The organism is Klebsiella sp. Q2 (assembly GCF_009900705.1).
Classification (GTDB): Bacteria; Pseudomonadota; Gammaproteobacteria; order Enterobacterales; family Enterobacteriaceae; genus Klebsiella; species Klebsiella quasipneumoniae.
Window position 1 is genome coordinate 1,183,798 of the sequence record NZ_JAAABE010000001.1, and the last position, 13,093, is coordinate 1,196,890.

11 protein-coding genes are annotated in these 13,093 nt (G+C 59.3%); 4 read left to right on the forward strand and 7 right to left on the reverse strand.

Annotation, left to right across the window (positions count from 1 at the left end):
- Positions 1-11: 11 nt before the first annotated feature.
- From GT756_RS05810 to GT756_RS05830, 5 genes are all read right to left on the reverse strand, one after another.
- Positions 12-1,217, reverse strand: a complete 1,206-nt coding sequence (locus GT756_RS05810; RefSeq protein ID WP_025999301.1) for an MFS transporter — start codon at positions 1,215-1,217, stop codon at positions 12-14.
- 187 nt (positions 1,218-1,404) lie between these two features.
- Positions 1,405-2,781 (reverse strand): phenylalanine transporter, encoded by a 1,377-nt coding sequence (gene pheP, locus GT756_RS05815; RefSeq protein ID WP_032455670.1) that lies wholly within the window; start codon positions 2,779-2,781, stop codon positions 1,405-1,407.
- 107 nt (positions 2,782-2,888) lie between these two features.
- A complete protein-coding gene (locus tag GT756_RS05820) occupies positions 2,889-5,072 on the reverse strand; it encodes a TonB-dependent siderophore receptor (protein WP_160124598.1) in 2,184 nt (727 codons plus the stop codon).
- Between the two features lie 59 nt (positions 5,073-5,131).
- The gene (locus GT756_RS05825; protein ID WP_160124599.1) at positions 5,132-6,214 is read right to left on the reverse strand and encodes a YncE family protein; all 1,083 of its coding nucleotides are present in this window, start codon (positions 6,212-6,214) and stop codon (positions 5,132-5,134) included.
- A gap of 397 nt (positions 6,215-6,611) precedes the next feature.
- Positions 6,612-8,096, reverse strand: coding sequence for an aldehyde dehydrogenase family protein (locus GT756_RS05830; protein WP_017900837.1), 1,485 nt, complete (start codon positions 8,094-8,096; stop codon positions 6,612-6,614).
- Positions 8,097-8,255: 159 nt separating this feature from the next.
- On the opposite strand from GT756_RS05830, the gene GT756_RS05835 reads away from it, so the two are divergent.
- The 4 genes from GT756_RS05835 (at position 8,256) to GT756_RS05850 (ending at position 12,385) form a co-directional block, all read left to right on the forward strand.
- Positions 8,256-9,557 carry an FAD-binding oxidoreductase gene (locus GT756_RS05835; RefSeq protein ID WP_017900836.1) on the forward strand — a complete coding sequence of 434 codons (1,302 nt, stop codon included), beginning with the start codon at positions 8,256-8,258 and terminating at the stop codon, positions 9,555-9,557.
- Positions 9,558-9,570: 13 nt separating this feature from the next.
- A complete protein-coding gene (locus GT756_RS05840; RefSeq protein ID WP_002892824.1) occupies positions 9,571-9,936 on the forward strand; it encodes a cupin domain-containing protein in 366 nt (121 codons plus the stop codon).
- A gap of 432 nt (positions 9,937-10,368) precedes the next feature.
- Entirely contained in the window at positions 10,369-11,868 is a 1,500-nt protein-coding gene (locus tag GT756_RS05845) for an APC family permease (protein WP_002892820.1), read from the forward strand.
- Positions 11,846-12,385, forward strand: a complete 540-nt coding sequence (locus GT756_RS05850) for a DUF3156 family protein (protein ID WP_160124600.1) — start codon at positions 11,846-11,848, stop codon at positions 12,383-12,385. Before GT756_RS05845 ends, GT756_RS05850 begins: the two co-directional genes overlap by 23 nt.
- Before the next feature lie 17 nt (positions 12,386-12,402).
- Here GT756_RS05850 and GT756_RS05855 read toward each other — a convergent pair whose 3' ends face one another.
- Positions 12,403-12,765, reverse strand: coding sequence for a type II toxin-antitoxin system HigA family antitoxin (locus GT756_RS05855; protein WP_023341146.1), 363 nt, complete (start codon positions 12,763-12,765; stop codon positions 12,403-12,405).
- Positions 12,766-13,068: a type II toxin-antitoxin system HigB family toxin gene (locus tag GT756_RS05860; RefSeq protein ID WP_004178884.1), complete on the reverse strand. Its 303-nt coding sequence runs from the start codon at positions 13,066-13,068 to the stop codon at positions 12,766-12,768. It abuts the gene before it with no gap.
- Between the last annotated feature and the right edge of the window lie 25 nt (positions 13,069-13,093).

Consider the following 13,093-nt stretch of genomic DNA (forward strand, 5'->3'; position numbering starts at 1 on the left):
CTCCTGTAAAATTAGTGCGGCTCTTTCTCGTTGTACTGGAAAGAGAAAAGGAAAATCAGCGCGATAACCGCGGCGGCCACCGCCGGGATCCACCAGAAGGTCACCCAGGCCTGCGGCACGCTCTGGCCGGCCACCAGATGGTTATACAGCGCGCCGGAGATCTGCGAGCCCAGCAGCATGCCGATCCCGTAGGTGAACATCACAATCATGCTCTGCGCCTGGCCTTTGACCTTCTCGCCCGCCACGCGGTCGGTGTAGATAAAGCCGACGACAAAGAAAAAGTCATAGCACACGCCGTGCAGCAAAATACCCAGATAGAGCAGGAAGCGCCCCTCTTCGCTGACCCCGAGGGCGAAAAAGGCATAGCGAACAAACCACGCCGCCATGCCGATAAGCAGCATGTATTTCACCCCGAGGCGACGGAACAGCAGCGGGATCACCAGCATAAAGACGATCTCTGACATCTGGCCGAAGGACATCGCGGTGCTGACATCCTTAACGCCGGCATCCGCCAGATACGACGCGGTATAGGCGTAATAGGTGCCTAACGGCACGGAAATTAAGGTGGCGCAGAGGGAGAAAATCAGGAAATGGCGGGTTTTCAGCAGCGCGAAGGCGTCCGCGCACAGCAGATCGCGAAACTGAACCGGCATGCCTTTGGCCGGCGCCGGGGTGTGGGGCAGCGTCAGGCTGTAGATCGCCAGCGCCACCGAACAGAGCGCCGCCACGGTGAAGATGCCGGTGGTGTCAGAGATGCCGGTCACCCCGATGCAGATCCCAGCGATAATCCAGCCGATGGTGCCGAACACGCGGACCACCGGAAAGGTTTTATCGACGTTAGCCAGGCTGTGGAAGGCGATATTGTTGGTCAGCGCCAGGGTCGGCATATAGCACAGCGTATAGCCGAACAGCAGGCCAATCAGCAGCGCGCCATTCTGCGCCACCAGCGCCTGGGGGACAAACCACAGGATCGCCGCCCCGGCCAGGTGCATCACCGCCATCACCTTCTGCGAGGCGAAAAAGCGATCCACCAGCATCCCTAGCACAAAGGGGGACAGGATGGAGGCGATCGGCCCGGCGGAGAACGCATCGCCGATCAGCAATGACATCTCATAGCGGGTCATCACCAGCCCCAGGGTCACCGACCAGCTGCCCCAGATAAAGAACTGCATAAACATCATTAACGACAGCCGCGGCACCAGAAAACGGTGGCTCACGCGGACACTTTCCCGACCTTCTGTTGTTGTGACCATGTTGCTCGCCCTCAGAAAAGTAATCGATTACAAAATCGCTCCAAACAAAAGTAATCGATTACAAAAAGAAGATCGCCAGGCAAATGCCCCACCTGCGAAGAGGATCACAATAAAAAGCCAGGCAGCCCCGCCGGACGGCGGGGCATCTCGCTTACGCCGGGCGGCGCAGCAGTTTGAAGGCGATAAACAGGAACAGGATCCACACCGGCAGCAGGATCGCCGACAGGCGCATCCCGTCGATAGTGCACATCAGCGCCAGAATCAGCCCAAGGAAAGCAATGCAGAAGTAGTTGCTGGCGGGCGCCAGCAGCGCTTTAAACTTCGATTCACGCCCTTTGCGGCGCTGGGCGGCGCGGAACTTCAGGTGCGCCATACAGATCATGATCCAGTTCAGCAGCAGCGTCGCCACCACCAGGGCCATCAGCAGTCCCAGCGCTTCATGCGGCAGCAGGTAGTTCAGCACCACCACCAGTGAGGTGATAATCCCCGAGAGCAGCAGAGAGTTCACCGGCACGCCGCGCTTGCTGACGCGGGCGAGGAACGTCGGCGCATTGCCCTGCACCGACAAGCCGAACAGCATCCGGCTGTTGGAGTACACGCCGCTGTTATACACCGACAGCGAGGCCACCAGAATGACGAAGTTCAGCGCGGAGGCCACCAGGTTGCTGTCGAGATGATGGAAAATCATCACGAACGGGCTACTGTCGGATTTGACCTCCACCCACGGGTAGAGCGCCAGCAGCACCACCAGCGAACCGATATAGAACAGCAGGATACGATAAACCACCTGGTTGACCGCTTTTGGAATGCTCTTTTCCGGGTTTTGCGCTTCAGCGGCGGTGATGCCGATAAGCTCCAGCCCGCCGAAGGAGAACATGATCACCGCCAGCGACAGGATAAGACCGTGCCAGCCGGTGGCGAGGAAGCCGCCGTGTTTCCACAGGTTGTCGAACCCGGCTTTGCTGCCGCCGTGGCCGCCAAACAGCATCCACAGGCCAAAGGCAATCATGCCGATAATCGCCAGCACTTTTATCAGCGCAAACCAGAACTCCGCTTCGCCATACAGGCGCACGTTGACGAGATTGACGGCGTTAATAATAAGGAAGAAGGCCGCCGCCCAGATCCAGGTCGGGACGTCGGGCAGCCAGTACTGCATGTAGATCCCGGCGGCGGTCAGCTCCGCCATTCCCACCAGCACGAACATCACCCAGTAGTTCCAGCCGGAAAGGAAGCCGGCGAACGGGCCCCAGTATTTGTAGGCAAAGTGGGCAAAGGAGCCGGATACCGGCTCTTCCACCACCATTTCGCCCAGCTGGCGCATGATCAGAAAAGCGACAATCCCGGCAACGGCGTAACCCAGTAATACCGCCGGACCGGCCATCTGGATAGCGGGACCAATGCCGAGAAACAGCCCGGTGCCAATCGCGCCGCCAAGGGCGATAAGTTGAATGTGTCGGTTCTGTAAACCGCGATGAAGCGTCGGGCCGCTCTCTTCTACGGCATCCGACGACGTTGACGCGTCTTTCACGTCGTTCCCCTGTGTGTTTTTGCGAAGGGGCACCTTTTATCACTAAGGGGGGATTGTCGCAAGTTGCGAGGGGCGAGCGTCAGCCGCCCGCCCCGCTTTTTTTAGCGTCAGAAGTCGTAGCTCATTGAGACGCGAACGGTACGCGGATCGCCTTCGAACAGGTAAGTACCGGTATCATCAATGCCGGACCAGTACTTCTCGTTGGTCACGTTGGTCACCCCGACGCGCCAGGTCATTTCGTTCTGGTCGGCGTTCAGACGCATACGATAGCGCAGGCCTAAATCCAGGGTGGTGTAGCTATCCAGCTTTTTAGTGTTGGCCGCATCGGCATACTGCGGACCGCTATGATTCACACGCGCGGTCGCGGTCAAGCCTTCCACCGGCTTGATGTCATACTCGGCGCCGAGCACCGCGTAGAAGTTTGCCACCCCGATGGCATCTTTACCGTCGGTTGCGCCTTCAGCGGTTTTAGTCTGTTTTGCATCCAGCCAGACGGTACTGGCGTTAAGACGCAGTCCCAGCATCGGCTCGCCAAAGACGTTCATCTCTACGCCGCGGTTACGCTGCTCGCCGTCGAGGCCGTAATTGCCAGCGGTATCGGAAATGGCGTTCGGTTTTTTGATTTCAAACAGCGCCAGCGATCCGCCGATCGTACCGTAGTCGATCTTGACGCCCACTTCGTCCTGCTTCGAGTGCGCGATACCGGTGCTCTGACCGGCATTGGCCGCTGTCGTCGGCGCCACGGAACCCGGCTGCAGCGCTTCAGTATGGTTAGCATACAACGACAGCGACTCCCACGGTTTGTACACCAGGCCAAACGTCGGCATCCAGCGGCTTTGGGTATAACGCGAGGAAGTATCTTCCAGTCCGGTGGCGTTGCTGTAGTTGCGCACGACCACTTTCTGATGGCGAGCGGCGGCGGTAAACAGCACTTTATCGTTAAAGAAGCCGAGGGTATCGCTCAGCAACCAGCCCTGCGTACGACTGCGTGAGGTGACCAGCGGATCGTGGTAGTTACCGCCAAAATAGGCGTTATCCGGCATGGCCACATCGCGGTTGTCATAGATATTGGTGGTCGGATTCTTCGCCGACATCCGCCAGGCGGTGGCATCGGTATGCACCTGCGCCGCATAGCCGAGGTTCACCTTATGCGAAATCGCGCCGGTATTAAAATCGCCGCGAACCCCGCCCATGCCGCTTATCGCGTCGATGATGCGGTTAGTATCCAGGCGGCCAACCGTGGCATCGCCGTTTTTATTGAGCAGCTTCGGCGCGCTGTAGGTGCCAATTTCATGCGAATGCTGGCCGCCAAGGGCGCTGTATACCGTCCAGCTATCGGTCAGGTCATATTCTGCCTTCGCCATGCCGAATTCGCTTTCGATATCGCTATAGCCCCACTTCTGGCTGTAGTTTTTGCTGTTGTCCGGCAGCGCCGGGACGAAATCCACGCCGCTGATATTGACGCCCATCGTACCGCCGTGGAACGTTTTCTTCTGGTAGCCGAAATCCAGCGAGGAGCGGAAACGGTCGCCACGGTAATCAAGTCCCAGCGAAGCCAGCGTGGTACGGCGTTTATCGTTATCGATAGCGCCTTCACCCTCGCGATGCACCAGGTTGACCCGGGCGCCGAACTGGTTGTTGTCGCCGAAACGCCGCCCAAGGTCGAGGGTGCCGCCCACCTGAGAATCAGAGGTATAGTCGACGCCAACGCGCGCGGTCGGCAGATCTTCCGCCCGTTTCGGCTCAAGGTTAATCATCCCGCCGACGCCGCTGCTGGCCGCACCGTTAAGCAGGCTATTGGCCCCTTTAAAGATTTCAACGCGCTCCAGCATCTGGGTGTCCATCACCTGACGCGGCACCACGCCCGCCAGGCCGCCAATGGTCATATCGTCGCCATCGAGCTTAAACCCGCGGATTCGATAGGTCTCGGCGAAGTTGCCGTAGCCCTGTACGGCCTGCACGCCAGCGTCGTTACTGACGACATCGGCGATGGTTTTCGCCTGCTGATCCTGAATCAGTTTCGAGGTATAGCCGATAACGTTAAAAGGAACGTCCATCGCCTTTTGTTCGCCAAGCATCCCCAGACGACCGCCGTGAGCGATCTGCCCGTCGAGGAATGCCGGAACCACCAGGTCGCCGCCGGATTTAAAATCGCTGGTTTCGTTAGCCTCGACGATCAGAGTCTCTTCGCCAGGCTGCTTCGCGTCCACCGCCGCCTGGCTGGCGGCGCCGATGGCTAAGACCAGCAGCGTTTTACGCAGCGGGAAGGATGAATAGAGCGTGGTGTGCATAATTTGCCCCGTGGATGAGGATAAATGAATCAAAGGGCCCGTCGTCGGACCCGTTATTTTTATTGCGCGTTCAGGTCAATGCGTACGACGCTGTCCGGGCCTTTTGTGGAGTGGTCTTTATTGAAGGGCTGTTTGACGGTGACAAACAGCGTCTGACCATCGGCGGAAAGCAGCATACTGTTAGGATTGGCCGGTAACGCCCAGCTTTTCTTCAGCGTGTAGCGGCTGGCGTCAAGGCTGATGACCTTGCCGGATTCTCGCTGTGAAATATAAATTTCCTGGCGTTTCTTATTGAACTGCACCGCCAGCGAATCGCCGACGTCGAGCTGTTTAAGCAGCTTGCCGCTGTGGATATCCAGCACCAGCGTGGTTTTCGCTTTCGAGTTATCGGTCACGAACAGGCGGCCGGTGTCGCTATCTTCAGCCATATTAAGGAGCAGCGCTGGCTTGTCGCCCAGTGGCTTCCAGCGCTGTTCAATGCGCTGGTTATCTGGGTTGATCACCAGAATTTCACCGCTGCCGTTAGCGGCATATACGCGCCCGGTTTGTGCGGAGTAGTGCAGGCCGGTCATCCATTTACCGGTATTTGCAATGCGTGTTTTCAGCTTCAGGGAGGTGGCATCAACCACCCAGATTTGCGCCGGGTCGGCGACCGCGCCAACGTAGAGAGTATTGTTCAGCAACAGCAGCTGACGCGCCCCATAAGGGCGTCCTTTTTCATTGCGCTCGCTGAACAGCAGGCGGTTTTTGACCTTGCCGGTAGCGGTATCGATAGCGCTGATGCCGCCGTCCAGCGAATTGCTGACATAAAGCGTTTTACCATCCGCAGAGAGCTGCAAAGCGAAGTTTTTCAGATCGGTATGCGTCAGGCCGATGGTGTTGAGGGTTTGCGGATCCAGTGTGTAAACCGCCCCACCCTGCACATGTTTAAAGCCTTCGGCGCTGGCGACGTACAGCGCATCACCCTGCGGGCTTAGCGCCATCTCGTACAGTCCTTCCGCTAGCTGGCGCTGCAGCGGTTGCGCCACGTTAGGGGCTGGAGAGTCGATAACCGATTGGAAAACGGCAGAGGAATGATGCGTCGCGCAGCCGCTTAACGCCGCACTGATGGCCAGCATCAACGCCGGAAGTGTGTATTTCATTGGATCAACCCTATAAAAAATCAATGACCCGATGGACGCGCAGCGGCCGATATTGTGTGTTTCCAGCCTGCTGTCTTTACGTCACCCTACGCCTTCGCGACTCTTTGTGAACGACTCACTGGCGCAGCTCGAACCTTGCCTGACATGCAAATAAAAAAGAGAATGAGAACTATACGCATTATCTAATGTCAGGCAAGCCCTGGCGGGCAAAAAAGATAATCTGCTAATTTTTTTTACGGCAATGGCGGATAACGGGGGGAAGAAAGGATCCGCGAAGGGAAAAAGAGTCCCGGAAGCGAGGCAGTGCCCCCTCCCGGTTTCAGGGCCAGAAGGCGCAGGATGTGTCGCCCATCTGGCGCAAAACGACAAATGCCTGCGCTATTTCGCTGAGCGGCGGTTAATAGCGCACCATCACCGACTTCAGCTCCGTGTAGTCATCGATAAACGCGCTGCCGAATTCGCGCCCGATGCCCGAGCCCTTCATGCCGCCGAACGGTACCGCCGGGTCGAGGAAAGTATGCATATTGACCCACACGATGCCGGCCTCAATCGCCTCCGAGTAGCGTAGCGCCAGGCGAATATTATCCGACCAGACGCTGGCCGCCAGGCCATACGGCGAGGCATTGATCCGCGCCAGCGCCTCGTCTTCACTGTGATAACCGATAAAACTGCACACCGGGCCGAAGGTCTCCTCGCGCATCAGGGTGCTCTCTTCGCTGCGCACTTTGACCGCCGTCGGCTGCAGGAAATAGCCCTCCCCCGGCAGGGCTTCGCCGCCGCAGACGATGGTATCGCCCTCGTCGCGCGCGGTCTGAATGAGCCGCAACACTTTGTCATACTGCTGGCGGTTGGCCAGCGGCCCCATCAGCGTGCGCTCATCCAGCGGCGATCCCGGCGCGAAGGCGCTGAGCTTATCTTTCAGCAGCGCCAGCACCGCATCCAGTTTACCCTGCGGCAGATAAAAGCGCTCCGCGGCGGCGCAAATCTGCCCCTGGTTCAGGTAGCCGGCTTCCAGAATGCCGTTGACCATCGCCTCCGGCGTCAGATCATCCAGGAACAGCGCGGCGTTTTTGCCCCCCAGCTCAAGGGTCACCCGTTTACCTGACGCACTGGCCGACTGCTGGACTTTCTCGCCAGTGGCCACCGAGCCAGTGAAGCTCACCTTGGCGCAGGCCGGATGGGTAATCAGCCGCTGAGCAATCTCGCCGCCGGCGCCGTTGACCACGTTAATCACCCCGTCCGGAATACCCACCGCTTTCGCCAGCTCCGCCACGCGCAGCAGCGTCAGCGGCGTATACTCGCTCGGCTTGAGAACAATGGTGCAGCCGCAGACCAGGGCCGCCGCCAGCTTCCAGACGGCAATCATGATGGAGAAGTTCCACGGCACGATGCCCACCACTACCCCCAGCGGCTGACGGCGAGTGAAGGCGGTATATTTCTCCCCGGCCATCGACGGCAGCGACACATTCAGGGTTTCGCCGGTGACTTTCCCCGCCCAGCCGGCGAAGTAGCGCAGGAAAGCGACCGATTGATCCAGCTCGAGCATGCGCGCCAGCGTGATGGTCTTGCCGGAGCAGAGACTTTCCAGCTGCGCCAGCGCTTCGCGATGCTCAGCCAGGGCATCCGCCAGCTTCAGCAGCAAGGTTCCGCGCGCCAGCGTCGGCATTTCGCGCCACTGATTAAACGCCTGGCGGGCACTCTCTACCGCGCGATCCGCCTGGTCGCTATCCGCCGCGGTGACCTCGGCGATCGCCCGCCCGGTGGCCGGGTTGATCACCGCAAACGGCGCGCCGCGGCCCGCCTCTCGCTCACCGGCGATAAACTGCCCGTGCGGCTGGCGTAAAAAGGCGGTCACTTCCGCCAGTAAGGTTATCTCGCTCATCGTCAGTACCCGTTTTTTCAGCAACGTTGGCCCATCACAGCACGGCTTCCCGCCGCCGCCTATCGTTCTAAAGAACGTCATTCTTCCGGACGATATTCAACGCCCGCGCGGCGTGCTGTGATGAGGCACTTGAGCGAGGCAAGACCACAGGGTAACGCGATGAACATCAAAATCGATGCGCTGAACTACTACGGCGCGACGAAGAAATACCACCTCCATTTTCCGGCGCTGCGGGAAGATATTGAAGCCGACGTGGTGATTATCGGCGGCGGCTTCTCCGGTATTAACACCGCCCTTGAGCTGGCGGAACAGGGCATCACCAACGTGGTGGTGCTGGAAGCGCGCCATCTCGGCTATGGCGGCACCGGGCGCAACGGCGGCCAGGTGATGGCCGGTATCGGTCACGACATCGAAGCGGTGAAAAAGCACGTCGGCAAAGAGGGGCTGGAAACGCTGTTTAAAATCGCCAACCTTGGCGCGGGCATCATTCGCGAACGCATCCGCAAATATAATATCGACGCCGATTTCGTCCCCGGCTACGGCTATCTCGCTTATAACCAGCGGCAACTGAAAACGCTGCGCCAGTGGGAGAAGGAGTTTAAGGCTGCCACCCCGGATGAAGAGATCGAGCTGTATACCGGGAAAGAGGTGCAGCAGGTGGTGGGCTCCGAGGTCTACTGCGGCGCGCTGAAACATATGGGCGGCGGCCAGATCCATTCGCTCAATATGCTCCTCGGCTCGGCGCAGGCCGCCCATTCGCTGGGAGTGAAGATCTTCGAATCCTCGCCGGTGGTGGAGGTGAATTACGGCAAACAGGTGCGGGTACGTACCGCGATGGGCAGCGTCAAAGCCGCCAAACTGCTGTGGGCCTGCGACAGCTTCCTCAACAATATGGAGCCGGAGATCTACAACAAAACGCTGGTCACCTACTCCTATCAGGTATCGACCGAGCCGCTCTCCGATGAACTGATCGAGCGCATCAGCCCGCTGCGCGGCGCCTTCAGCGATATTCGCCCGGTGATTAACTACTACCGCGTCACCCGGGAAAACCGCCTGCTGTTCGGCAGCGCCACCCGCTTTGTGGAGTATACGCCGAACGATTTCGCCGCCTGGAACCGCACCCTGCTGGCGGAGGTCTTCCCCTATTTGAAGGATGTGAAGATCGATTTCGCCTGGGGCGGGCCAATGGCCTGTAGCGCCAACCTGTTTCCACAGATCGGCACGCTACGCGATCACAACAACGTCTTTTACGTCCAGGGGTACTCCGGCTTCGGCGTCACCCCATCGCACATCGTGTGCAAAATCCTCGCCGAAGGGATCAACGGCGGTTCAGACCGCTATCGTCTGCTGAGCAGCATCCCCCACGCGACCATCCACGGCCGTGACAGCCTGCGCCTGCTGCTGGTCACCGCCGGAAAATTGATGCATCAAACCGCCGGTTTCTGGAAAGGCCGGAGTTAACCAGGAGAACGCTATGCACGCTTTTAAACTTAAACACCCGGTGCCCGACCTGCAGCCAATCGGCAGCGTCAGCCTGCTCGGCGCGACGCCGACCGCCGGCGACCCGCAGGTGGCCGGGGCGATGATCTACGGCGAGCCGCAGGATGCCTTTACCTGCGGACTGTTTTCGTCCACTGAGGGGAGCTTTACCATGACCTATCCGTTTACCGAACACGCCACCGTGCTGGAAGGCGAAGTAGAGCTGACCGTCGCCGGCGGTGAACCGCAGCGCTTTGCGCCAGGCGATAGCTGGTTTGTTAAACAGGGCACCGAAGTGGAGTGGAAAATCCTGACGCCGCGCTTTGTGAAGCACTACCTGGCGAACGTCGAGACGCGCTAACGCGCTGATACTGCCCGGCGGCGCAGGGGGGGGACCCGGAGGCGACGCATTGCGCCTTCTCCGGGCTACCAAATCGCACAGCGCTGTAGCCCCGGTAAGCGGCAGCGCCACCGGGAGTTTTGAGGCCGCCAACACCGGCAGTTTCAGTCAGCATGGTGAATAAATTAAAGGCAGGCCGCGCGGATCGTAGGCCGGGTAAGGCGCAGCCGCCACCCGGCAGAAACAGGCGCAACGTGGCAAGACGGATGGCCCCGGTTTTCGGGGTCATCTTGTTTATCCACCCTCACATTCATGGACTGCGTCACAGAATCATGCGCCACCCTCCACCTTCCGGACGATATTCGTTGAGCAGGATGCCCGCCTAAATTATGACTATCCGGGAGTGGCGCTGGCTATTCCCTGCCCTACCCCATTATTGTGCAGAGGTTGACTATGTTTAGTAACAGACTTGCCAGCCATCTTGAGCGCGGCGTCGTCGGCTTCCCGACCACCCTCGCCAGCTCCGTCGGGCTGATTATGGCCAGCCCGGTGATCCTGACGGTGACCAGCGGCTTCGGCATGGGCGGCGATACCTTCGCGCTGGCGGTGCTGCTGGCCTTTATTATGATGCAGGCGCAGGTCACCACCTTTGCCGAGGCGGCGACGCTCATTCCCACCACCGGTTCGGTGTACGACTATATCTCCTGCGGCATGGGCCGCTTTTTCGCTATCACCGGCGCGCTGTGCGCCTATCTGATCGTCCATATTTTCGCCGGGACGGCGGAGACGATCCTGGCGGGCATTATGGCGCTGGTGAACTTCGAATCGATCAACGCCCAGATGGCCGCTCACCAAAACACCTGGATGGTGGGCGTCGGCATGGTGGTGATTTTCGGCCTGCTGAACGCCATCGGCGTGGAAATCTTCGGCAAGGTCGAAGTGGTGCTGACCTTCGGCATGTGGACCACGCTGACCATTTTCGGCCTGTGCGGCATTTTTATGGCGCCGGTGACTCATCTTTCCGGCTGGTTCGGCACACCGCTGAACGTTAGCGATATCAACGGCCTGTTCGGCTATATCGGCATGGCGATGTTTATGTTCGTCGGTTGCGAACTGGTGACGCCGATGGCGCCGGAGATCAAACAGGCCCACCGCACCATACCGCGGGCGATGGCGCTGGGCCTGCTGGGGGTCGCCAGCTGCATGTTTATCTACGGTGCGGCGATCAACCGCCAGGTGGAGAATACCGTGCTCGACGCGGCCAACAACGTCCATCTGCTGGATACGCCGATGGCGATCCCGGCCTTCGCCGAGCGGGTGATGGGCCACGCCGGCCAGTACTGGCTGGGGGTCGGGCTGCTGCTGGCGGGCTGCGCCACCATCAATACGCTAATGGCCGCCGTGCCGCGCATTATCTACGGTATGGCGCTGGACGGCGCGCTGCCCCGCTTCCTGACCTGGCTGCATCCGCGCTTTAAAACGCCGGTAATCGCCATCGCCATCGGGGTGGCGATCCCCTGCCTGCACGCCTGGTATCTGAACGGCGATCTGGACCGCATCGTGCCGCTGATCCTCGCCGCGGTCTGCGCCTGGGGCGTCGCCTATCTGCTGGTGACGCTGTCGGTGGTGATGCTGCGCATTCGCCGCCCGGACCTGCCGCGCGCCTACCGCTCGCCGTGGTTCCCACTGCCGCAGATTATCTCCAGCGTCGGCATTATCATCGCTATCGTCAATATCACCCCGCCGGGGATGGACAGTCGCCAGGTGCTGGTGCCGTTCGGCATTATGCTCGGCCTGACCGCCGCCTACGCCCTGTTCTGGACGGTGTGCGTGCAGCGCGTCAATCCGTTCAAGCCGCTGGTGGTGGAAGAGGTAGTGGAGCGCGCCATCAACAACTACGAAAAACAGACCCGCGGGGAGATGACGCCAGATGTCCTCCGTCCCCTGGTTTGAAACGCCGTTAATGAACGCGGTGCAGCGCGATCTGGCCGGCTGGCCCTGCGAAAAGCTGAGCGAGCGCAGCGCGCTGCGCTTGAACAACGCCACCGCCGTGACCTTCAGCGTGCGTCAGAAGCGGCTGTTTATGGCCAGCATTCACAGCTGCGAGTTTGTCGTCGAGGGGCCGGTGACCCGGCCCGTGCGCGGTAACATTCGCGCCCATCAATCCGGCTGGTGGAAACGCCAGCCGATCCGCTTTATCGGCGGCAAAGGCAGCGAGGTACTCGCCGGCTATCTCAATGGTTTCCCTAATCTCCAGCAGACCTTAAGCGAGCTGGACTACCGCCGCTTTTCGCTGACCTTTGACGGTCGCGGCTGGCGCTGCAGCATTGAACCCTGGGCCGCCAGCGAAGTGGTCTGTAAAATGCCGCCGCTGCGCCGTTATTTGCGGCTGGAAGCGCAGCAGCGGATGCTGCTGCTCAGCGTGCTGGCGATGATTAATCAGGCGGTAAGTCAGTGGATGCATGAATGAGCCGGATGCCCGCGCCATCACGCGCCGATCAGGCTCTCCAGAGGAATGCCGAACTGTGCGTGAAGTCGGCGAATCATCGGGAGCGTCAGGTTACGCGTACCATTGAGAATTTCATACACGCGATTAGATTTACCAATCGCCGGCTCCAGATCTTTGACGGTCAGCCCCTGCTGCTCCATGCGAAACTTGATCGCCTCTATCGGCGTCGGCGGCTCGATGGGATAGTGCTTTTTTTCATACTCAGCAATCAGCAGGCACATCACCTCAAAAAAATCCCCTTCCGGCGTGTCCGGCGCAGGTTCATTATCAAAAAAAGGTTCGACCGCGCTTAACGCGGCTTCGTAATCTTGTTCAGTGCGGATAGGCTTCACATTCATCATTTACTTCCTCTCTATCGTCTCAGCGTTTATCTCGTCATATTCCTTATGCGAACCGATAAACTTAACGAACACCCACCCCCGCAGATAAGCAACGGCTACGATTAACCGGTAATCATTTCCTTTAATGTTGAATACCACCCGCTTATTTTTCAGAATACTTGCGCTGCGGTATTGGTCCTTTATCTCCGCCGGGGTTTTCCAGTCTGCTTTTGTCGCTTCGTCTACCCAGGCCTTTAGCGGTTGTTCAGCGTCGGGATTCTCCGCCCAGAAGTCCCTTAAGGTTTTCACTGAGATTATCTTCATGTGCAGAGACTAGTCCCATTTCGGG

Bases quoted from the DNA above. Each gene is read 5' to 3' on its own strand.
- GT756_RS05855 (WP_023341146.1), bottom strand. From the start codon at position 12,765: ATGATGAATGTGAAGCCTATCCGCACTGAACAAGATTACGAAGCCGCG.
- GT756_RS05825 (WP_160124599.1), bottom strand. From the start codon at position 6,214: ATGAAATACACACTTCCGGCGTTGATGCTGGCCATCAGTGCGGCGTTA.
- GT756_RS05860 (WP_004178884.1), bottom strand. From the start codon at position 13,068: ATGAAGATAATCTCAGTGAAAACCTTAAGGGACTTCTGGGCGGAGAAT.
- GT756_RS05840 (WP_002892824.1), top strand. From the start codon at position 9,571: ATGCACGCTTTTAAACTTAAACACCCGGTGCCCGACCTGCAGCCAATC.
- GT756_RS05830 (WP_017900837.1), bottom strand. From the start codon at position 8,096: ATGAGCGAGATAACCTTACTGGCGGAAGTGACCGCCTTTTTACGCCAG.
- GT756_RS05850 (WP_160124600.1), top strand. From the start codon at position 11,846: ATGTCCTCCGTCCCCTGGTTTGAAACGCCGTTAATGAACGCGGTGCAG.
- GT756_RS05845 (WP_002892820.1), top strand. From the start codon at position 10,369: ATGTTTAGTAACAGACTTGCCAGCCATCTTGAGCGCGGCGTCGTCGGC.
- GT756_RS05835 (WP_017900836.1), top strand. From the start codon at position 8,256: ATGAACATCAAAATCGATGCGCTGAACTACTACGGCGCGACGAAGAAA.
- GT756_RS05820 (WP_160124598.1), bottom strand. From the start codon at position 5,072: ATGCACACCACGCTCTATTCATCCTTCCCGCTGCGTAAAACGCTGCTG.